Genomic DNA, 21,545 nt, shown 5'->3' on the forward strand with positions numbered 1-21,545 from the left:
TTTTCTCCTTTATAATTTTGTAGTAAAAAATGGACTGATTAGTGACAGCCAGTTGATTTTTTATTTACTGTTGTTTTCGGGATAACATTGAATTTGCATGGTAAATAACGACCAAGTAACCGCATAAAAATAATCATACTAATCATAACCCCACCACAACCAGTCAACCAAAAGATGGCTGAATGAGAATTCTCTAATAAAGTACATTGGTAATAGACCGTAGCTGCTATCCAACCAATTACAAATGTCCATATAGCAACAAATGTCATCCACTTTAAACCTGCTTCACGATAAACAGCACCTAATGCGGCGGCACAAGGTGTATAAAGTAAAATAAAAATTAAATATGCCATCGCAGCAGATGAAGTCACAAATGAGGTTTTAATTTGCGAAATTGCCGTTGAATCTATAGATAAATTTAATTTTAAGGAATCGATATTCTCATCAACGGTTGCTAGTCCTAATGGATCTAAAACTGCATCTGATAAGCTAACTAAATTTTCAGGAATTTTCCCCAAAGCATTTAAAATACCTTCCGACAAACTAACATTTTTATTTTTATCAATATTTCCACTCATTGAATAAAGTGAATTTAAAGTAGCAATAACCGATTCTTTGGCAAATATTCCCGTAAATATCCCTACCGTAGCTGGCCAATTTTCTTTAGTGATTCCCATTGGTTCAAAAACAGGTATCATTGTTTGGCTAACAGCAGAAAGAACTGAATTATTTGAATTTTCATGACCAAATGAACCATCTTTTCCCCATGAGTTTAGTATACTTAAAATTGTTATCATAACTACAATAGCTTTACCTGCTCTGAATATGAAACTTTTTAAGCGTTGCCAAGTTAAACTTAATAAGCTTTTCAATGTTGGAATGCGATAAACGGGCATTTCCATAATAAAAGGTGTTATTTTTCCTGTTAATAAGGTAAGTTTTAATACAAAACCAGTAATTATTGCCACCATAATGCCTAGCATATATAAAGCAAATACCACCGTTGAAGCATGATGTGGAAAAAATATAACAGCAAATAAGGCATAAACAGGTAACCGAGCACCACATGACATAAAAGGAATCATGCAAATTGCCATAATTCGATCACGTGTACTTTCTAGCGTTCTTGTCCCCATTATAGCTGGCACACCACAACCAAAGCCTAGTAACATAGGTACAAACGCTTTACCTGGTAAACCAATACATCGCATACCGCGATCAACTACCATTGCGGCTCGTGCAAGATAGCCGGAATCTTCCAAAAAAGAAAGAAAAAAGAACATAGTTCCAATAACAGGAATAAACGTCGAAACAGTTTGAATTCCGGTTCCAATTCCTTTAGCTAAAATAATTATTAACCAATTGGGGGCATTTAATGATTGCAATAACTGTGCAGAGCCATTAACAAAAATGGTTTCGCAAAATATATCAAAAAAATCAATAAATACAGAACCAAAATTAATAGCAATAATGAACATGACATACATAACGAACAAAAAGAATGGAATTCCAGTAATTCGACCTAGAGCAAATTTGTCTAGCTTTTCGGTAAAGCTGGTACTTAGCTCTCGTGGTTTATCAATTACTTTTTTACAAACCAAATCAATAGTGTCATAACGGGCACTTGCTAATGCTACATCTATTTCATTATCACACCATGTTGCAAGTAATAACCGACATGCATTGAGTTTTTCATGTTCTTCATCAGTTAAATCATAATTTGAATCATCTAATAATGCATCGATAATTTGCCAACGATTAAAACATCTTAACACACTATCTTTTGGTAATTCATCAATATATCGAGTAATAATAGTTTGTTGATTGTTACCTAATGAATCTATAGATGGCATTGCAATACTTTTATTTTTTCCTATCTTTTCAATCTGCTGGTAAAGTAAATTCAATCCTATTTTTTTAGTTGCTGAAACAGCCACTATTGGACAACCAAGTAATTGTGATAGCTTATCAATATTGATAATTTCTCCCATTGTCTCAACAGCATCGATCATATTAAGTACTAAAATCATCGGCAATTGTAGATCAAGCAATTGAAAAGTTAGGTATAAACTGCGTTGTAAGTTAGTGGCATCAATGATATTGATAATAACACTATCACTTTGGGCTAATACAAATTCACGTGTGATCAATTCATCTTGAGAAACTGACATAGGATCAGTCTCAATTGAATAAGTGCCGGGCAGGTCAATAATGTCATATTGGATATTTTGATAATCAAATATTCCCATTTTTTGCTCGACAGTCACACCAGGCCAATTACCAACACGCTGTTTAGCACCAGTAAGTAAATTAAATAAGGTTGTTTTCCCACAGTTTGGATTACCAATTAATGCTACCTTCATGTTTTTACCTCCAACACTTCTATCGATGAAGCTTCATTACGACGTAGACAAAGTAAAAATCCTCGCATTTTAATTTCAATTGGATCGCCTAAAGGTGCGATTCGCACAACTGAAACTTTGCAACCAGGAATGATTCCCATTGCAAGTAATTTTCGACGAAAAGGCGATGAATTAGGTAATAACCTTGATATAACCGCCTCGCGCCCTAAGGGAAGGTGGTTAAGAGTATAAAATGACATTAAGGTTCCTATGTATTGCTATTCATATGTAATTTGTAGTTCATATTTTAAAAAAAAATAGCCATTATTTTTAGTTTTAAAATGCGAATTATTCGCAATTCCACAATAAAAAATTAGAAAAACACAACAAATAATTTTTTTTAAAGAACATTCATTGTTAATAATGGGTATAACATTGGTTTTAAATTGCATCCTTGTTTAAATGCCATTTTCAATAATCATTAGATTCTTAAGCTTTGGAATACTTTAGCTTAATGAAGATAATCAACATGTTCTGTTTGTACATTACTAAATGTTAATACCTATTAGGAATTGATTTAATATTAATCAGACTTAATTGGTGATATAAACAGTTAACTGTTATAATTCATTTTCATTATTTTCTTTAGGTTGTGATTTATGTATATTATTTATGGTATTAAAAATTGTAATACAATGAAAAAAGCTTTTACTTGGCTTGATGAACACCACATTAATTATCAGTTTCATAATTACAAAACAGACGGGCTTTCATCCGAACTATTGCACTCTTTTCTTCAACTAATTGATTGGCAAAATTTACTCAATACCCGTGGGACCACTTGGCGAAAACTTGATGAATCGATTCGTATTCGAATTAATAATGAACAAGTAGCCAAGCAACTCATGTTAGAAAACCCTTCAATTTTAAAACGTCCTTTACTCATTAATGGTAAACGTGCTTTAGTTGGATTTTCAGAAGAAAATTACACCCAATTTATTAACCTATCTAATTAAAATCGAGATTGCCATGATTGAACCTGTGATTAATTTAACTAAAGAGCTAATTGCCGAAAAATCAATAAGCCCTGATGATAAAAATTGTCAAAAAATACTTATTGAGCGATTAAAACCACTAGGTTTTAATATTGAGACAGTAAATATTGGTAATACAAAAAATTTGTGGGCTTATCACGGCAATCCAACAGACAAAACAATTATGTTTGCAGGACATACCGACGTGGTCCCTGTTGGTGATGAAAGCAAATGGCAATACCCACCTTTTGAACCAACCATTAATGAAAATGGAGTACTTTATGGTCGTGGCGCATCAGACATGAAAAGTGGTATCGCTGCGATGATTTGTGCCGCAGAAGATTTTGTAAAAAACAACCCTAACCATACAGGGCGTGTAGCATTTTTAATTACCTCTGATGAAGAAGCTGATGCAACCGATGGTACAAGAAAAGTTGTCGATTTACTCATGAAACGCCAAGAACGTGTTGATTTCTGTATTGTAGGAGAACCTTCTTGCAATGCAATATTAGGCGATCAAATTAAAAACGGGCGCCGTGGTTCACTAACTGCTAATCTGGTGATTCATGGAATCCAAGGCCATGTTGCTTATCCTCATCTTGCAGATAATCCGGTACATCGATTTGCTCCCGCTTTGAATGAACTTATTTCAACAAGTTGGGATAATGGTAATAAATATTTTCCTAAAACTGTCATGCAAGTGGCAAATATCAATGGTGGAACAGGTGCAGAAAATGTCATACCTGGTGATTTGACGGTACAATTTAACTTTCGTTATAGTAGCGAACTTACCGATGAAATGATTAAATCACGTGTTGAAAATATCTTACAAAAGCATAATTTAAAATATAAACTCAATTGGCGATTATCCGGACATCCATTTTTAACGCCACAAGGCGAGTTGACTAATGCTACTATAAATGCAATAAAAGAATTTACTGGTATTGATGCTCAATTATCAACTACTGGTGGAACTTCAGATGGGCGTTTTATTGCCAAAATGGGATGCCAAATAATCGAATTTGGGGTGCTAAATAAAACGATTCATAAAGTTAATGAAAATGCCAGTTGCCAAGATATTATAACATTAAAAAAAATTTACCAAAGAATCCTTGAAAAGTTATTATAAGATTGAAAGAAAATATATTATTTAGAAGTGAGAACACTTTTAATTTTAGTGCTTTTGATAAATGTGTTGATGTGTCGGTTAGCGACCAATAAAATAAAAATCGAGTACATTAGTTAAAATGATTTATTGGAGAAATAGAATGGAGTGGCTTAAAATTTATTGGTGGATAATTCTTATTGTTCTTTTTGGCGTTTTTATCAATACTATAAAAGCACTAAACAAACTTAATTTTAGAGGTTATTTGGATAAAAAGAAAGGGACAAAGCCTATCCCTTATCAAGATGATGACGATGATGATTGGCCCCCTACCCCTAAAAAGAATTAATTTCGATTTCAACGAAAATCATTGCTATTGCTTGAAAAAAGAGCCTGATGGCGATAACGATCAACCCACATTGCTGTTGATCCGCAAACCGCAATTGGCATAATAATCAAATTTAACACCGGAGCTACCGTGAACAAACTTACTAATATGCCATATATTATATTATCAATTTTATCTTGTTTTAGTAATTCACGCATACGATGAAAGGTTATTTTATGATTATCAAATGGGTAATCTGCATATTGAATATTAATTTGCCAAGCAGTAAATAAAAACCAAATAATAGGAGTTATGCTTTGCCCAATAACAGGAATAAAGTAAGTTAATAAAATAGGAATAGCCCATAACAAGTAATTAATTAACTTTTGTATTTCGCGACTGAATATTCTAGGTAAATCTTTTATTAAATTTATCCAAGAAGTATCTGGAGCAGGTGTTCCCGTTAATTTGGCTTCAACTTGCTCAGCAAGTAACCCATTAAATGGTGCCGCTATAATATTAGCAACTGTGCTAAAGAAATAACAAAATAAGATCACCAATGTTAAAATAACGATAAAGCTAATAATATAGCCAAGCCAATGAAGCCAGCTAGGAACAAAAGATAATCCCCAATCAATCATTCCCGTAATCTCGGAAAAAAACCAATAAAATAGGGCTGACATTATGACAATATTAGCCAATAACGGTAGAAATATGAAACGTCTGATTCCTGGACTAAATGCTAAAGCCCAACCTTGAATAAAGTATTCAAAACCGCTTTTTGGTTTATTACGTGCCGTATTTGAATGTTTAAATTGTCTTATCTTATCTAAGTTATTTTGAATCACAACTATTCCTTTTAACTATTAAATATGATTATTTTAAGTTCCTAATAGGCAAGCCAGCAATGATAATTATTAATATTTTACATTGATATTATATAATAAATTTTAAAAATAATTATCTAACCATTGCTTTACTTCTTGTTTAATTGTCTGTATTAACGCTTTTCGCCCAGTCAAATTAAATTGTTGAATGACTAAAGCTTCACATTTTTTATTTAGCAGTAACATTGCTAATACTGGTAGTTTGCCTAAATTACTTTGTTTGTCGTTGTAAAGATTTAATCGGCACAAAGCAGCATAAGTTGCTTCATAAGATCGATGATAGTGACAGAATCCTTGCAATTCCTCTAGATCTTGAGTAGATAAATGTTGGTCAGAATCGGCTAATAATAGATTATCGAACGGCAAATCAATAATATTTTTTAACCAATAAATGTTACGTCGTAACCTTTTATTCATGCTGTAGGCCAAATTATAGCCTTCTGTTGTAATCGGTTTTATCGCCATGATTGAATAACTACCGCTACTGGCTTCTTTATGGCTACCAACATGCACAATCATAAAACCTAACATAGACCAAAACCGAGAAGTTTCATGATGGTAGGCAAAGCTAACCGATAAATAATCTTTACCATATTTTATCGCATCTTCTAAAATATTCTGAATCAATTGGTGAGCAATATGTTGTCGGCGATAAGATTCGATTACGGCTATTCGATTAATTCGAACCGACATTAATTTAGCGGCTTGTTTGTTACCTGCATGTGCTACTAGCGATTGAGCAACTAAATTACCTTTTGGTCGGCGTACACCTTTCCAAATATCATCAATTAATTCATCTGACAAATTACCCTCATTAATTGTGATTGCCGCAGCAATAAAGTTATTGCCTATTTTTACCTGCCACACCGCTAAATTTTGGGCATCAAAAATACGCCTTAAATCAACTAAAGTCGTTTGATAATGTGCATCTTTTAATAAGTAAAAAATCTGCTTTAACGAAATGATATCATCACGGTTAACAATAGAATAATTCATTGGTTGTTGAATAGGTAACGGCTGCAACGCTACTGGAAATAAACCATTTAGCAATAAGTGATCAGTAAAAGATTCAAGCTCATCATTATCACACCAACGAATAGGCATATTAAGAGAAAAAAACTCACAGGAGTAATTTTTAAGTAGTTTTAATATGAAACCTTGCCCTGTACCTTCATAGCCTTCTACCGTTGTCGTTAATAATATATAACTATTTTTATAAATAGCTAACTGCAGTAACTTTTCCAATATTGGCAAAGGTATCATTGCTGCTTCATCAATAATAAGGTAATTAGGGAAATTATCAATCGTAGATGCTATTAATTCATCTGGCGCATAAAAGGGGATATCACCTTTTGCAAATTGAAAAAATGTAGTTAACGCATTCTTATTTGGCGCTGTCACTAAGCAATCTTTAAAATGAGTAAATTGCCCAGCTAACGCTGATTTACCGCGCCCTCTTTTCGCAATAAGGACTTTAATAGTTTTATCACTTTTTAACAACTTGTTGAGTATAGTTTGTTGTTCCACTAAATTGCAAGTTGAACCATGAGGTTGTGGGAATTGATAATTAGGAAACGGAATAAATTCATTTAATGTTTGCTCCAAATGAGTAACAAAATTAGGAACTTGTATGGGATAAGGTTTTTCATTCCAACGTAAACTATCTTGATCTTGCCAAGTAGAAAAATTTTCTGGCAAAAATAATATAAGAACACTACCTTTGATCAAAGTTCCAGCTAACATGGCAAAGGCATCAAGATTAAAACCTTGAGTTGCATCAAAGATAGCATGAAGATATTGCTGTCCTAATAATTTTTTTGTTTTATTGGGCAAAATAACATTAATAAGAGAATCAGGTAAATTTGTCTGTTCCGTAACGATAATCCAATCACCTGAATGCTGGCTAATAGTAACACTTACTTGATCAAATAACTTAGCCGCTACACCACGTAGTACCCATAGCTTTCTTGTGCTATTAGGATCATGCATAAACTAGCTTTTTCCAATCAACAATGATAATAGCCCAGCTGCAATCAATGGTCCTACAGGAATGCCTTTGAAAAAAGCTACACCAAATAATGTCCCTATAATTAGTCCATTAATTATAGTTGGGTGTGCCCCAATAAGTGCTATACCTCGCGTTCCAAGCCAAGATACAAAGATACCAACCAAAATCGCTAAGAGCGATTGCAATGTAGTAAATGATCTTAAAATATCTATGACTTTCAAAGAACCATCAGCAAGAGGTACCATCATTGCAGCTGTTAAAATCACAATCCCAACAGTTAAACCATATTTATTTAAGAAAGGAAAATAAGCAGCAAGTGGAGTTAATTTGAACAACAATAATAAAATAACAGCAAACGTAACTGTATTGTTATGCGTTAAATAACACAGTGCTGCTAAACCTAATAGAAGAAAAAAGGATATATCAAATTGAGCAAACATTATAATTGAACACCAATTCGTTTCGCTACTTCTTCATAAGCTTCAATGACACCACCTAAATCCTGGCGAAAACGATCTTTATCCATTTTCTTAAGGGTTTCTTTTTCCCATAGACGGCAACCATCTGGTGAAAACTCATCACCTAATGTAACTTCACCTTTGAACAATCCAAATTCAAGCTTATAATCAACCAATATAAAACCTGATCTATCAAACAGTTCCGTCAGAATATGATTAATCTTAAAGCTAAGCTCCTTCATTTTTGCTAACTGTTCATCACTCACCCAATTAAAAGTTTTACAGTACGAATCATTAACCATTGGATCATGTAATGCATCATCTTTTAGAAATAATTCAAAAGTTGGTGGATTAAGAATTTGCCCCTCTTTAACGCCCAAGCGTTTAACCAATGATCCAGCAGCTCGATTGCGAACAACACATTCAACTGGCACCATATCAAGTTTTTTAACGATTACTTCATTGTCTGATAATAAGGCTTCTACTTGAGTCGGGATACCTGCTTCACGTAATGTTGTCATAATAAAATAATTAAATTTATTATTAATCATCCCTTTTCTATCTAACTGCTCAATACGTAAACCATCAAATGCTGAAGTATCGTTACGAAATTCAAGTATCAACAGTTCAGGATTATCCGTTGTATAAACAGTTTTTGCTTTACCGCGATAAAGTTCAGCCAATTTTTTCATGCTTATAACCTTATATCAAATGACAAATAAATAATTAATTAAAGCGCTATTCTCTCCTAAGATTTAAAACATAGTGTTATTATTACTCTCACTAATTTTATTAGTCAGCTTGAATAATAACATTTTTACGTTTTATAGCAGCAAAATAATTACATTTTCCTTTACTAAATAATAAGTTAAATTTTAACACTAACAGTATACTTTTACTTTAAGGAGATTGAGTTTAATATCTTGGTTTCCCTTTGATTCTCAGCAGCAGTCTTATTACTTTTACCTTATTCATTTATGCTTACTGAAATAGTTCAGGAAGATTCAGATACCGCATCATCCATTATCATATTAAATAAACGTACTATGTATCGTTGAATTTCAATCGGATCGGTTGATAGATCTTCTTCTCCTCGTGTCAGTGTTTTCAAACCAAATGTGATATTTTCGAAATCACCATAAGATTTTTGTCGCTGAATGATAAACGAAGCTTGAATAGCCTGATCTTTATCATTTGGGAAAACAAAAGTGCTCGCAGTGATAATGGATTTACTGTCATTATTAACAATACCAATATTTCTTTTCGTTAGCGAATTTGGAATAAATTCCCATACATTACTATTTGCCGGTACATTTAAAGTCACCACATCATGATGATAAGAAACAGAAGAATTTGGAATGGTTGAAATTGGAATAGTAGGAGGGCGAATATCAACTTGTTTACCAATAGCACCTTCAGTATTCGTACGGTAAATATAAAAATCGTTCGTTTCAGTAGGAATTGTTACACCTTGTGGAACAATCAAAGGTTTCAATTCTGGTGAATTTAAATAATCATCATTTCCTTCAACTTCTTTTCTATAACTTTGATCGCTACCGCACCCAGCTAAGAATAGCGAGGCAATAGCTGTCAAAATGACTGTTTTTTTTATGGTGTTGCTTTTAAATCTGGTTTTATTCAACATAGATATCTGCTTATAAATTAAAGGTTATAAAATAAATTACAATAAATTGGCATCATTTAAAGCTTTTTCAACCGCTGGAATAGAAGTATCTGTCAGCGATATTAATGGTAAACGGATTGTAGCTGTATCTATTAAACCTAATTTAGCACAAGCCCATTTTACCGGTGTTGGGTTTGGTTCAATAAATAAGTTATTATGTAACGCTAATAATGAATCGTTTAGCGCACGGGCTTCCTGAATTTGGTTATTGACAACTAGTTGACAAATTTTTGCAACTTGTTTAGCTGCAACATTAGCAGTAACAGAAATAACGCCGTTACCGCCTAAAATCATAAAATCGACAAAAGTTGAATCATCACCACTTAATAATATAAACTCATTGCCCACTAACTTTCGCGTTTTATATACTCTAGACAAATCACCAGTTGCATCTTTTAGTGCTACAATATTTTTAATTTTCGATAATCGCCCAACTGTTTCAGGCTTAAGGTCGCTACTAGTACGACCTGGCACATTGTAAAGAATTTGAGGCAATGCAGTATTTTCAGCAATAGCTTTGAAGTGTTGGTACATCCCTTCTTGAGTAGGTTTATTATAATATGGCGCGACAGTTAAACACCCAATAACACCAATGTTTTCAACGCGACGAGTTAACTCAATAGCTTCTTTGGTTGCATTAGCACCTGTTCCTGCAATGACATTAATTCTCCCATCTGCATAATCAATTGTTCGTTTAATTACATCGATATGTTCTTGATAATCAAGCGTTGCCGATTCGCCTGTTGTTCCGACGGAAATAATAGCTGAGGTTCCATTAGCAATATGATATTCAACCAGTTTTTTTAAGCTTACATGGTCTATGTTTCCTTTGTTATCCATTGGAGTGACAAGTGCGACCAGACTTCCTGTAAACATAAAATGACCTCTCATATTATTTATTTTCAAATGACTTAAAGAATAAAAAATCTACGCGTAAGTATGCGATATTTCTTGTATAAATTCAACTTTTGTTATGCTGGGTTATCAATATCGATAAAAATAACTTCTAAGTCATAATGTATAGACAACCATTCCCCTAATTTTTTAATACCATAGCGCTCAGTAGCATGATGCCCAGCCGCATAAAAATTAATACCATATTCACGAGCAATATGAATTGTTCTTTCTGACACTTCACCAGTAAAAAATGCATCAACCTCCTGTTCAGCAGCAGATTCAATAAAATCTTGTCCTCCTCCACTACACCAAGCAACACGTTTTATTATTTGCGGTGCATTATCACCACAAAATAATACTGAACGCTGTTTATTGTGCAACAATTGTTCAAGTTTTTCCTTAAATTCAAGTGCAGACAATGGTTTTTTTAGCGTACCTTTAAAAAGAAGATTGGTCATATCTTCACGCTTATCAACCTCTATATTTAATAATTCCGCAAGTTGAATATTATTGCCTAAAACATCATGCGCATCTAAAGGAAGATGGTAACCAAACAAATTTATATCATTCAATAATAACGTTTTAATACGTTGGTATTTAATGCCTGTTATGGTCTGAGGCTCATTTTTCCAAAAATAACCATGATGAACTAACACTGCATCGGCTTGTAGCTCAACTGCTTTATCCAATAATAATTGACAGGCAGTAACACCTGTAACAATTCTTTTTATTTCACAACGACCCTGAACCTGCAAACCATTAGGTGCATAGTCACGAAAACGTGAAACTTGCAATTTATTATCAATAATGTGTTGAAGTTCAATATTTTGCACTTTTTCCCCACTTTTTATTGTGCTGTCTTGATTATGTATTTTCCAATTTTATGATGCATTTATTATTTTTTATAACATAGCTATTTTTTTATTTTAACTTATTACATAGTAATATCATAATTTATCAATAAGGAATATTTTTAAATTTATTTAATTTTGTTAACTTTTAGTATAATTAGAAAAATTAATCGGCGACCTTTTACTTAATCAAAATTATAATCACTTTTAATTTTTATCTCATTTACATATTTTATATGTGCAATTTGTCATGTAACGTAGTTACCAAACTAGATTATTAAACACATTTAAGCTCTTTGCTTTATTTATTCTATTTGCCTTAAAAATTTAATTAATTAACAAAAAACAAGATAAGATTTATAGCTATAATCAAGCAATTTTTTTAACTTAGTTAGTAGAATGATATAATCATGAGGGAAGATGAGATTGTATCATTCTAAGAGTTAAATTAAGGATAATTATCGCTATTTTTTTCGCTATTCATATGTTAAGAACTTAATAAGATTAATACTAATTTTCTATTCAATTACAAATATTCCCCCCTGATATCGACTCGATTTGGCTAAAGAAATATTACAAAACATGAATTACATTTAAAATGTACAGCTAACATTCTAAACGTATTAATCAAAAGTAGATTAGAAAGCTTAAAAATCCCAAGCAAAAATTACTATAAAATTAAATTAAGTAAAAAATTAATGCTTAAGTTTTAATTGTCAAAGGTAGAACTAGGCGAATCATTTAAAAACTGGCATAATGAGTTTCATTTTAGATAGATAAGAAGATTATTGTGCCAAATGCTAGATTATGCGAACGGTTTCGCGGTTTTTATCCAGTTGTGATTGATATAGAGACATCGGGATTCAACCCTAAGCTCAATGCTGTTCTTGAAATAGCAGCTGTTACCTTGAAGATGGACAAAGACGGCTGGCTTAATCCAGACGAAAAAATACAATTTAATGTAAAACCGTTTGAGAATGCAATTTTAGAGCCTAGTGCACTAGCATTTAATGGCATAGACCCTACAAATCCATTGCGCGGAGCTGTTGATGAAAAAATTGTTTTAGAAAAGATTTTTAAAATGGTAAGAACAGGCATAAAAATTAATGACTGCTCGCGCGCAGTCATTGTGGCACACAATGCTCATTTCGATCACAGCTTTTTGATGGCTGCAGCAGAGCGTACTGACATTAAACGTAACCCCTTCCACCCTTTTGCAACTTTTGATACTGCAGCGTTAAGTGGATTAGTATTTGGTCAAACCGTATTAGCAAAAGCTTGTGAAATTGCAAAAATCCCGTTTGATCATAAACAAGCACATTCAGCACTATATGATACCGAAAAAACAGCAATTTTATTTTGTGAAATTGTGAATCGTTTTAAACGATTAGGTGGCTGGCCACTTACCTTTTTAGATAATAAGTGATTGTCAAAAAAGCATATTAGTAAAAGAGTTTTAATCAACTCTTTTACGTAGTTAGTCAGAATAACGTCATTGTTATTGATAATAATACAATATTTACAAATTGTATTTTTCAACTGTTTCTTTAATCAAAGCTTGCAACTCACCAGTTTGAAACATTTCAAGCATTATATCGCAACCACCAACTAGCTCTTTGTCAACCCACAGTTGTGGAAATGTTGGCCAATTAGCATATTTAGGTAATTCTGCGCGAATATCTGGATTTTGTAAAATATCGACGTAAGCAAAAGGCACACCACATTGAGATAAAGCTTGCACAGCTTGAGCTGAAAACCCACAACTTGGAAATTTAGGAGAACCTTTCATATAAATAATAATTGGATTTTCAGCAATCTGTTTTTTAATTTTTTCAAGTGTTGTCATTTCTGTTCCCATAACGTTTAATCCTTCTTAATTTGTAGCTTTAATTATTTTAACTTAGAATTTAACTCTATAATACTACAATCCATATATTTGTTTTAAAGGTAATTAACTCTCAATATTTGATAACAGAAAAAATAACGCAGCATTAATATAATATTAATTAATTAGTTAAATTATATTAAAATAAAAAAGTAATACTAAAAACCTTTGATAAACAGAATTTTTTGAGCAAAAGAATATACCTATTTTTGTAATAATTATTTTCAAAAATAGAAATTTTTGATTTCTTAACACACCAATGTGTAGTTTTATTGAAATAATTTATTTTCTTTAAAATTATTTAATTTTACGTAATCAATATCACAAATTCTTTTCCAAACAATCACAATATAGTATGCTACTAACCATTATCCCAACTTACAAACATTTCAATACATTGTGCATCCATTTATTCTAGCGTTACGTAAAGTTTTTTACAGTAGTAATTTACTTTTTAGTATTCGTATGTTAATTAGTTTAGCTGGCTCAACTTTGGTACCGTGGTATTTTGGACAAGTGTCCTTTGTTATTCCACTGACGTTAGGCGTAGTAGCTGCTGGATTAACTGAAATTGACACGCGATTGTTATCACGGTGTATTAATTTAGTTATCACCCTGATTTGTTTTGCTATAGCCACTTTTTCGGTAGAATTATTATTTGACTATCCATTCATGTTCATAATGGGGTTGGTGTCTTCCACATTTATTTTCATTATGCTCGGTTCATTAGGGCAACGTTATGGTGTAATAGCATTTGGTTCATTATTGATTGCAGCTTATACCATGCTTGGTCATAATCTATATACCGATAATTATATGTTTTCTTATTTTTTATTATTTGGAGCTCTATGGTATAATGTTGTTTCGTTGATTGAATCAATTATTCAGCCTACCCGAACAACCCAACAAACTTTATCTAATTGTTTTATGACATTAGCGCAGTATCTTGATGCAAAAGCAGCAATGTTCGATCCAGATGAAACAAATGCTTTTAAAAAGCAAACAGTAAAGTTAACCAAAAGTAATAATCAATTAATTAATGCCTTTAATCAAACTAAACGCTCATTATTCGATCGTTTAAAAAGCTATCGAGGACAATCTTACATTAGAAAAATGTTGAGTTATTACTTTGTAGCACAAGATATTCATGAACGAGCAAATTCTGCACATGGTGATTACCAAGCTTTAAGCCTACAGTTTAAACACAGTGATATTTTATTTCGTTTTGCGCGAATTTTAAATCTACAAGCTAAAGCCTGTACCAAATTAGCATTAGCAATTAAACTAAATCAAACTTATCAACACGATCCGCTGTTTAATCGATATTTTTTATATCTAGAAGAAGCTATTTTAGTATTTCAAAATAATAATAAAGCTGATACATTACTTATTAAATCATTGCAAAATTTACATCAAAATCTGCAATCTATTGATCTGCTTCTTGCCAATATTGATAAAGAACAACATCTTTCAAAAGAACAAGAAAATAATCGATTAATCGATGAAGAATTAACTAGTTTTTCTGATATTTTTATTAAAATTAAACGAAACTTGACGGTTCAATCAGCACTTTTTCGGCATGCAATTAGAATGAGTATTGTTTTATTTGTTGGGTATATGCTCATTCATTTTTCAGAACTTTCACATGGGTATTGGATTATTCTAACAAGTCTTTTTGTTTGCCAACCAAACTATTCAACCACAAAATATCGATTAAAATTACGCATTTTAGGTACAATATTAGGCATCATCATTGGTATTCCATTGACTTATTTATTCCCGAGCATTGAAGAACAATTAGTTTTAATCATCATTACAGGATGGCTATTTTTTCTATTTAAAAATTCGCAATATGCTTATGCTACTGCATTTATTACCTTATTAGTCTTTTTTAGCTTTAGCTTAATTGGAGAAAGCAGTATTGAAGTAGCTATCTTACGCATTATCGCTACGCTGATAGGTTGTTTTATAGCTTGGTTCGCAGTAAGTTTTATTTGGCCAGATTGGAAATTTAGAAATCTTCCTAAATTAGTTGATCGTGTTTGCCATGATGATAGCCACTATTTGGCGTTAATTGGTCGACAGTACTTAACCGGTAAAACCAATGATCTAATGTATCGTTTAGCAAGACGAGCAGCACATGATAGTAACGCTGATTTATCGTCATTAATTAGTTTGATGACCAAAGAACCCCATGTTGACCAAAGTGTTATTGAGCAAGGCTTTCGTTTATTAACCCTTAATCACACTTTAATTAGTTACCTTTCAACTCTAGGGGCAAATCGAGGCATAACCATCACTAATTTTGCTCTTGAGCTATTTGATGATGTATCAGTTTATATCATTAATCTTTTAAACGATAAAAAGATTAATGATAATTACAAAAAAATCCAGCAATCAGTGATAAATTATATTGAAAAAATACCCGATAGCGATAATCATAAAAGTAATGATCTATTAATTATACAGCAACTTGCTTTAATTTTAGATATTTTACCTGAATTAGTTAATCTAATAACTACACTTGAAATTAAAAAAAATTAATCATTTTTCGCCATAGCAAAGTTTCAAATCTATAATAATTTGTTCTTTATTGTTGTACTAATCTATTTTGTAAAAGGATTTTTTTTACCTATATAAACTAAAGGCTCCGTAAAATTTTTTAATTTGTCCGCATTTATTTCAAACCCCAAAAGATAGTCTGATTCATAAAAAGGTCCTTCTTCAGTGCTATTATTAGGGTTAATAATTGCTAAAACTTGTAAATCTTGAATGTCAAAAGATAATATTTGTTTAAATACATTATCATAAATGAAAACAGTATCTGAGTCAGATAAGCCTGCTTTAGCGATCAAAATCTCACGATACTTACTCTCAATAAGATAAATCTTTTTTTTGTATTCAGTATTAATAGGATCAACATGGTTGTTTTCGTGAGGAATAAGAAACGCCATAACAGAATTGCCACCATGTGCAAGTATCTGATTTGTTATAGGAATGAATGCAAATTTACTTTTATTTTTAATATAATCAATATATTGTATTTCATATAAATTAACGTTACTAATCGATGATAATTGGCTATCGTTTTTTGCATGCAATGAGTGAGAATCTCCAGCATAACTGTAAAAATTCAATAGCGTTAAAACAAGAAACTGACAGATTTTTCTAAATTGCTTATTCATATTATCAACCTATTACCTTATTTTGTATGCATTTAAAATCAAAACATTAAAATTTATCCGAGCATTTAAATACAGTTAATACACCTAAAATTGATCATTGAAGATCAATAAATTTATTAATACCTATTATATTCAATTTTATAAAAATTATCCTTTTATTAACCTTATTAATTTTCTTTTTATCACATTGCTAATTGTTAATATTTAGAATGCTTTTGTTCGATACTGTGATATAAAATAGGTAAGCTATGCCAAATAAGTAACGTTCAAACACAATCAATACTAATGGTAACTCTTTAAATAACCTTCCTATCTATTGAAATTTTTAATCATTATTGCTATAAATTTGTTCAATGCATACAAATATATTATCTAAGTTAACTTCATATGATAAATTTTGTGGCAATTCAATTTGACAATACAAATAGGTAATATTCATAAATTTTGAATATTTATAAAGCATATGAATTTAATGCTGCAATTGAAGTTAGACATTGTGACTGATATAGCTTATTAACTTAATAAGCGCAAATCTCGTAATAGGCTTGTTCTGAAATGCAGCTATTTTCAAAACAAGATCACGAGTTTTACCTATATTATATATTTTTATTTAGTTAAAATTTTTATTCTGCATGTTTATTTTAGATTCAAAACTTTCGAAGACTGGTGTAAAGCAGAATAGTTTTTCAGAATCTACATAATTGACAGATAAAATCTGTTTAGATATTTAATATCTTTTAACATAGTATTTGTTGATTATCACTCATCTATTTTATTAATTTACACGTAGTTGATATTGCAAAGCAATAAAAAGTCATAGAGATAATAAGCATTAGGTTATGTTTTTTCATATTATTTGCCCTGTTCCCTTAGCCAACTTATTTCTTGTGCCCAGATATCGGGATCAATAGTTTCTAAAATAAGAGGAATCTCGTCAATTCTTGGGTCTTGCATGATATATTTAAATGCAGTTTCACCAATATTGCCTTTGCCTAAACTGTGATGGCGATCGACATGGCTAGCAAATTCGCTTTTAGCATCGTTTAAGTGCATACCTCGTAAATATTGAAAACCGACTATTTTTTCGAACTCAGCAAAAGTTTCTTGGCAAGCTTGTTCGGTACGTAAATCGTAACCAGCGGCAAAGGCGTGGCAAGTGTCAATGCAAACACCAACTCTGCTTTTGTCTTCGACTTGGTCAATGATTTGCGCAAGATGTTCAAATTTATAGCCCAAGTTAGAGCCTTGCCCTGCCGTATTTTCGATAACAGCAACCACATTTTGTGTTTTGTCGAGCGTAATATTAATCGATTCGGCAATGCGTGCTAGACATTCATCAACCGATATTTGTTTTAGATCGCTTCCGGGGTGAAAATTGAGTAATGTTAATCCTAATTGTTCACAACGTTGCATTTCGTCTAAAAACGCAGTGCGTGATTTTTCAAGCTGCTCGCTATCGGGGTGACCTAAGTTAATTAAGTAACTATCGTGTGGCAAAATTTGTTTGTTGGTAAAGCCATATTTTTCGCAGCGTTTTTTAAAGCTGTCGATAGTGGCGGTTTCGAGCGGTTTGGCGTGCCATTGTCGTTGATTTTTGGTAAATAGCGCAAATGCGGTTGCGCCAATTTGATAGGCATTTATCGGGGCGTTATCTACCCCTCCTGCTGCACTTACATGTGCGCCAATGTATTTCATTTTTTGTCCTAATAACGTTGTTAGTTTATGATTAACGGATAATTAATTCGAGCCGCTATTGCGTTGTAACTGATCACGCAAATTAGGCGGTACACCTTTAATAACCAGTGAATCAGTCTGTGGATCCCATTTTATACGTTCACCTAACAAATTTGAATCGAAGCTTAAGGTTAATCCGCCACCGCTGCCCGAGAATTTTTTAAGTTGGCGCAATGCACTACGATCAACGGGGAAAGTTTCTTCTAAGTCATATTCGCTATTTTTAATAAATTCGATAAAGTTGTTATCGTCACTTGTTGGTAGTTCGTTGGCTAGATTTTTTAGTTCAATTTCTTCACCAGCTTGTAATTGTGCTTGACAGTAATTGTAGACGCTTTCACGTGCGTTGGTTTTGTCTTGTTTGTCAAATTGCATTTCTTGGCAGTAATCATCGACCGCTTTAACCAGTGTTTTGTTTTGCGCTTTCGCATCTAATCCCTCGCTTGCACCTAAATAGTCCATAAAAAAGTCAGATACTTTTCGCCCTACTCGTCCTTTTAAAAAGGTTAAATATCGTTTTGAGTCGGCTTGGGTTTCCCATTCGGTCATATCTATACGGGCAATAATATCGGCATGGTCAATGTCTAGGTATTGGGTTTCGCTAATATCTAAGTCTTCATTAACTAGCATACTTAAACAACTATTTAATACCGCAATAATTAAGTATTCAACCGCTAAATAACGGTACTGACAAAATACTACAGTTCCCCCTTCTGCAAAAGGGTATTTGGCAAGTTCGTTTCGTAGTTGTTTGGTTGATTCTTGACTGAAATGTAAAAAATCTTGATTACCTAGTCGCAATTCTTTTAATGATTGTTCAAATAAGCTTTCACTATTAAATAACCCATAGGCCTTGCTTTTATTATTATAGATGCGGTTGATATCTTCAATGAGATTAACCACTGCTTGTTCATTGCCGAGCATTGAATCACGAAGTTGTAGTTCGATTTCAGTGTCATTTTTTCTAATTAATTTATGTAGTATGATCTTTTCTATTTGTACGCTCATTTGGGGGATTCCTATGTAGATCACAAAAATTATGAACTATTTTATCAAAGAGTTGAAAAAGTGCTATCAACAATTAATAAGTCTGTTAGACTAATAGCCAATGAATTTCAAATTGATACTTAGGCATCTATCTTATCTGAAACTTCTTAAGAATTTAACAACTTCTACAGTGGGAATAAAAAATATGGTGAAATCTCACGATATTTATCATGATTTTAAACATAAAAAAGTTAGCGCTTTATTTTGGCAATATGCATTACCAGCTATCATCGGCACGATTGTTAATACACTTTATAATATTATTGATGGCATTTTTATTGGTCATTGGATCGGGCGTGAAGCGTTAAGTGCTGCAGGTCTTATTCTACCAGTAATGAATTTAGCAGCGGCAATTGGTATGTTAGTTGGAATTGGTTCGGCCAGTCGAATTTCAATTTTTTTAGGTCGTGGTGAAAACGACAAAGCCGAAAAAGTTGCTGGAACATCGTTTATGTTAACGGCTGTGTTAAGCGGAATCACACTTTCTACATTACTCTATTTTATTGATCCAGTATTACACTTTGTAGGTTCAAGCCCCGTTAACCATGTTTATGCTAGAGAGTTTTTAGAGATTTTTCTACCTGGTAGTATCTTTTTGACCCTCACTTTTAACTACAACAATATGATGCGTGCAAGTGGTTATCCCTTTAAAGCCATGCTGACAATGTTTGTTAGTGTGATTGCCAATATTATTTTAGCACCAATTTTCATTATTGGTTTAGGTTGGGGAATGCGTGGGGCAGCACTGGCAACGACGTTTTCAATGATGATTAGCTTTGCTTTTGTTATGCAACATTTTTTAAATAAAAACAGTAATATCAAGCTGTATCGCCGTAATTTTAAGCTTGATTTTTCAATTGCGAAATCAGTAATATCAATTGGTTTATCGCCTTTTTCAATGCAAATGGCAGCATCAATCGTTGTAGTGTTTATTAACTGGCAACTTAATCGTTATGCTCCACTTGCTAATGTGTCGGGCGATGATTCAATTGCTGCTTTTTCTAATGCTAACCGGCTTATTACTTTAGTGATTATGATTGTCATTGGTATCAACCAAGGTATGCAACCTATTATTGGTTATAATTATGGTGCTAAAAATTATGATCGCGTTAAAAAGACTTTCTTTTATGCTGTTAAAGTGGCTACAGTGGTGACTTCGCTCGGTTTTGTGTTAGGATTTTTTATTCCAGATATGTTGGTGCGAGCTTTTAGTTCCGAGGAAGATTTAGTGCAACTTTCGGCTATTGCATTACGATTTACTACACTCTCGTTTATTTTTGTTGGCTTTCAAATGGTAACAACAAGCTTTTTTCAATGCATTGGTATGGCAAAAGTATCTATTTTATTAAGTTTATCAAGACAAATATTAATTTTATTACCCGCATTATATATTTTGCCGCTATTTTTTGGCTTCGATGGTGTTTGGGTTGCTGCACCAACAGCAGATCTATTATCTACAGGTACTGCTTATCTTGTTTTATACTGGTACTTTAAATCAATCAAAAAAAGACAAAATCACAATTAAAAATAATTATTAATAATAATATGGAAAGCGCCTTTATTTACTTATTAAAATTTAATATTTATTGACATATCTCAATCAAGCCTGTAATTATAGGCTTGATTGTATCAAAATTCAGCGTTAATACTTTTTTCATATCACTATTTTGATTTTATATAATCTGAACCACTTTGACAAAGCGCCGCTAAATTAAATTGAGTGCTAGTATAATCTTGAAGAATTGATTTCTTATTCCATTCCTTAACTTTAAGATAATCTAGGTTAACTATTTGATTAAATTAATATCAAACAGAATGAACACTTAATTATTTATATGCTTCATTTGCTCAGTAACAAAGCTTCATTAATCATGATAATGTCAGAGATAATATTAATTATTATTTTAATTAGATAAGTTATTTAATATAGATAAAAAAACAGCACCAATTAAGTGCTGCTTTTTTTTATTGAGTTTTTTTAAATTATTAGAATGAATAGTTCAAACCTATTTGCGCACCAAGTTGACGGTAGTTGTTGCTACCAAATCGGCTGTCTAATTGAGCATAGCTACTGAGGGATTTGGTTAAATTACCATTCAC

Annotated in this window: 19 protein-coding genes; 6 read left to right on the top strand and 13 right to left on the bottom strand. The window is 32.2% G+C overall.

Annotated elements, in window-relative coordinates; translation table 11 throughout:
* Positions 1-38: 38 nt before the first annotated feature.
* Both feoB and A9G48_RS00720 read right to left on the bottom strand, forming a co-directional pair.
* Positions 39-2,363, bottom strand: coding sequence for a Fe(2+) transporter permease subunit FeoB (feoB, locus tag A9G48_RS00715; protein WP_051825274.1), 2,325 nt, complete (start codon positions 2,361-2,363; stop codon positions 39-41).
* Positions 2,360-2,602, bottom strand: a complete 243-nt coding sequence (locus tag A9G48_RS00720; protein ID WP_034946383.1) for a FeoA family protein — start codon at positions 2,600-2,602, stop codon at positions 2,360-2,362. Before A9G48_RS00720 ends, feoB begins: the two co-directional genes overlap by 4 nt.
* 399 nt (positions 2,603-3,001) lie before the next feature.
* Between A9G48_RS00720 and A9G48_RS00725 the strand changes: the two genes are divergently transcribed.
* From A9G48_RS00725 to A9G48_RS00735, 3 genes are all read left to right on the top strand, one after another.
* Positions 3,002-3,358: an ArsC family reductase gene (locus A9G48_RS00725; protein WP_034946386.1), complete on the top strand. Its 357-nt coding sequence runs from the start codon at positions 3,002-3,004 to the stop codon at positions 3,356-3,358.
* A 13-nt stretch (positions 3,359-3,371) separates the two neighbouring features.
* On the top strand, positions 3,372-4,505 hold the full coding sequence (gene dapE, locus A9G48_RS00730; RefSeq protein ID WP_034946389.1) for a succinyl-diaminopimelate desuccinylase: 1,134 nt from the start codon (positions 3,372-3,374) through the stop codon (positions 4,503-4,505).
* A gap of 139 nt (positions 4,506-4,644) precedes the next feature.
* The gene (locus A9G48_RS00735; RefSeq protein ID WP_034946392.1) at positions 4,645-4,830 is read left to right on the top strand and encodes a YpfN family protein; all 186 of its coding nucleotides are present in this window, start codon (positions 4,645-4,647) and stop codon (positions 4,828-4,830) included.
* Between the two features lie 8 nt (positions 4,831-4,838).
* Here A9G48_RS00735 and cysZ read toward each other — a convergent pair whose 3' ends face one another.
* The 7 genes from cysZ to A9G48_RS00770 all read right to left on the bottom strand — a co-directional run bounded on the left by cysZ (position 4,839) and on the right by A9G48_RS00770 (position 11,576).
* Positions 4,839-5,633, bottom strand: coding sequence for a sulfate transporter CysZ (cysZ, locus tag A9G48_RS00740; protein WP_034946993.1), 795 nt, complete (start codon positions 5,631-5,633; stop codon positions 4,839-4,841).
* A 126-nt stretch (positions 5,634-5,759) separates the two neighbouring features.
* Complete coding sequence (locus tag A9G48_RS00745; RefSeq protein ID WP_051825276.1) at positions 5,760-7,685, bottom strand: tRNA-binding protein; 1,926 nt, start codon at positions 7,683-7,685, stop codon at positions 5,760-5,762.
* 3 nt (positions 7,686-7,688) lie between these two features.
* Positions 7,689-8,144 (bottom strand): DUF441 domain-containing protein, encoded by a 456-nt coding sequence (locus A9G48_RS00750; RefSeq protein WP_034946397.1) that lies wholly within the window; start codon positions 8,142-8,144, stop codon positions 7,689-7,691.
* Positions 8,144-8,854 carry a phosphoribosylaminoimidazolesuccinocarboxamide synthase gene (gene purC, locus A9G48_RS00755; RefSeq protein WP_065575656.1) on the bottom strand — a complete coding sequence of 237 codons (711 nt, stop codon included), beginning with the start codon at positions 8,852-8,854 and terminating at the stop codon, positions 8,144-8,146. The genes A9G48_RS00750 and purC overlap by 1 nt, the downstream gene beginning before the upstream one ends.
* Positions 8,855-9,156: 302 nt before the next feature.
* Entirely contained in the window at positions 9,157-9,807 is a 651-nt protein-coding gene (bamC, locus tag A9G48_RS00760; RefSeq protein ID WP_034946403.1) for an outer membrane protein assembly factor BamC, read from the bottom strand.
* Between the two features lie 36 nt (positions 9,808-9,843).
* A complete protein-coding gene (gene dapA, locus A9G48_RS00765) occupies positions 9,844-10,722 on the bottom strand; it encodes a 4-hydroxy-tetrahydrodipicolinate synthase (RefSeq protein ID WP_034946407.1) in 879 nt (292 codons plus the stop codon).
* A 95-nt stretch (positions 10,723-10,817) separates the two neighbouring features.
* Entirely contained in the window at positions 10,818-11,576 is a 759-nt protein-coding gene (locus A9G48_RS00770) for a Nif3-like dinuclear metal center hexameric protein (RefSeq protein ID WP_034946410.1), read from the bottom strand.
* An 802-nt stretch (positions 11,577-12,378) separates the two neighbouring features.
* On the opposite strand from A9G48_RS00770, the gene rnt reads away from it, so the two are divergent.
* Positions 12,379-13,020, top strand: coding sequence for a ribonuclease T (gene rnt / locus A9G48_RS00775; protein WP_034946413.1), 642 nt, complete (start codon positions 12,379-12,381; stop codon positions 13,018-13,020).
* A 93-nt stretch (positions 13,021-13,113) separates the two neighbouring features.
* Here rnt and A9G48_RS00780 read toward each other — a convergent pair whose 3' ends face one another.
* Entirely contained in the window at positions 13,114-13,440 is a 327-nt protein-coding gene (locus A9G48_RS00780) for a Grx4 family monothiol glutaredoxin (protein WP_034946999.1), read from the bottom strand.
* Between the two features lie 438 nt (positions 13,441-13,878).
* On the opposite strand from A9G48_RS00780, the gene yccS reads away from it, so the two are divergent.
* Positions 13,879-16,023, top strand: a complete 2,145-nt coding sequence (gene yccS / locus A9G48_RS00785) for a YccS family putative transporter (protein WP_034946416.1) — start codon at positions 13,879-13,881, stop codon at positions 16,021-16,023.
* Between the two features lie 62 nt (positions 16,024-16,085).
* Here yccS and A9G48_RS00790 read toward each other — a convergent pair whose 3' ends face one another.
* From A9G48_RS00790 to yejK, 3 genes are all read right to left on the bottom strand, one after another.
* The gene (locus A9G48_RS00790; protein WP_034946418.1) at positions 16,086-16,664 is read right to left on the bottom strand and encodes a hypothetical protein; all 579 of its coding nucleotides are present in this window, start codon (positions 16,662-16,664) and stop codon (positions 16,086-16,088) included.
* An 852-nt stretch (positions 16,665-17,516) separates the two neighbouring features.
* Complete coding sequence (gene nfo / locus A9G48_RS00795; RefSeq protein ID WP_034946421.1) at positions 17,517-18,359, bottom strand: deoxyribonuclease IV; 843 nt, start codon at positions 18,357-18,359, stop codon at positions 17,517-17,519.
* Positions 18,360-18,401: 42 nt separating this feature from the next.
* Positions 18,402-19,406: a nucleoid-associated protein YejK gene (gene yejK, locus A9G48_RS00800; RefSeq protein ID WP_034946424.1), complete on the bottom strand. Its 1,005-nt coding sequence runs from the start codon at positions 19,404-19,406 to the stop codon at positions 18,402-18,404.
* Positions 19,407-19,590: 184 nt separating this feature from the next.
* Between yejK and A9G48_RS00805 the strand changes: the two genes are divergently transcribed.
* The gene (locus A9G48_RS00805; protein WP_034946427.1) at positions 19,591-20,970 is read left to right on the top strand and encodes an MATE family efflux transporter; all 1,380 of its coding nucleotides are present in this window, start codon (positions 19,591-19,593) and stop codon (positions 20,968-20,970) included.
* Positions 20,971-21,545 lie beyond the last annotated feature (575 nt).

The organism is Gilliamella sp. wkB18, assembly GCF_001690875.1.
Classification (GTDB): Bacteria; Pseudomonadota; Gammaproteobacteria; order Enterobacterales; family Orbaceae; genus Gilliamella; species Gilliamella apicola_A.

Coding starts and splice junctions, on each gene's coding strand:
- A9G48_RS00750 (WP_034946397.1), bottom strand. CDS start 8,144: ATGTTTGCTCAATTTGATATATCCTTTTTTCTTCTATTAGGTTTAGCA.
- A9G48_RS00725 (WP_034946386.1), top strand. CDS start 3,002: ATGTATATTATTTATGGTATTAAAAATTGTAATACAATGAAAAAAGCT.
- bamC (WP_034946403.1), bottom strand. CDS start 9,807: ATGTTGAATAAAACCAGATTTAAAAGCAACACCATAAAAAAAACAGTC.
- A9G48_RS00735 (WP_034946392.1), top strand. CDS start 4,645: ATGGAGTGGCTTAAAATTTATTGGTGGATAATTCTTATTGTTCTTTTT.
- A9G48_RS00745 (WP_051825276.1), bottom strand. CDS start 7,685: ATGCATGATCCTAATAGCACAAGAAAGCTATGGGTACTACGTGGTGTA.
- feoB (WP_051825274.1), bottom strand. CDS start 2,363: ATGAAGGTAGCATTAATTGGTAATCCAAACTGTGGGAAAACAACCTTA.
- A9G48_RS00720 (WP_034946383.1), bottom strand. CDS start 2,602: ATGTCATTTTATACTCTTAACCACCTTCCCTTAGGGCGCGAGGCGGTT.
- A9G48_RS00780 (WP_034946999.1), bottom strand. CDS start 13,440: ATGACAACACTTGAAAAAATTAAAAAACAGATTGCTGAAAATCCAATT.
- dapE (WP_034946389.1), top strand. CDS start 3,372: ATGATTGAACCTGTGATTAATTTAACTAAAGAGCTAATTGCCGAAAAA.
- A9G48_RS00790 (WP_034946418.1), bottom strand. CDS start 16,664: ATGAATAAGCAATTTAGAAAAATCTGTCAGTTTCTTGTTTTAACGCTA.
- A9G48_RS00805 (WP_034946427.1), top strand. CDS start 19,591: ATGGTGAAATCTCACGATATTTATCATGATTTTAAACATAAAAAAGTT.
- yejK (WP_034946424.1), bottom strand. CDS start 19,406: ATGAGCGTACAAATAGAAAAGATCATACTACATAAATTAATTAGAAAA.
- purC (WP_065575656.1), bottom strand. CDS start 8,854: ATGAAAAAATTGGCTGAACTTTATCGCGGTAAAGCAAAAACTGTTTAT.
- nfo (WP_034946421.1), bottom strand. CDS start 18,359: ATGAAATACATTGGCGCACATGTAAGTGCAGCAGGAGGGGTAGATAAC.
- dapA (WP_034946407.1), bottom strand. CDS start 10,722: ATGTTTACAGGAAGTCTGGTCGCACTTGTCACTCCAATGGATAACAAA.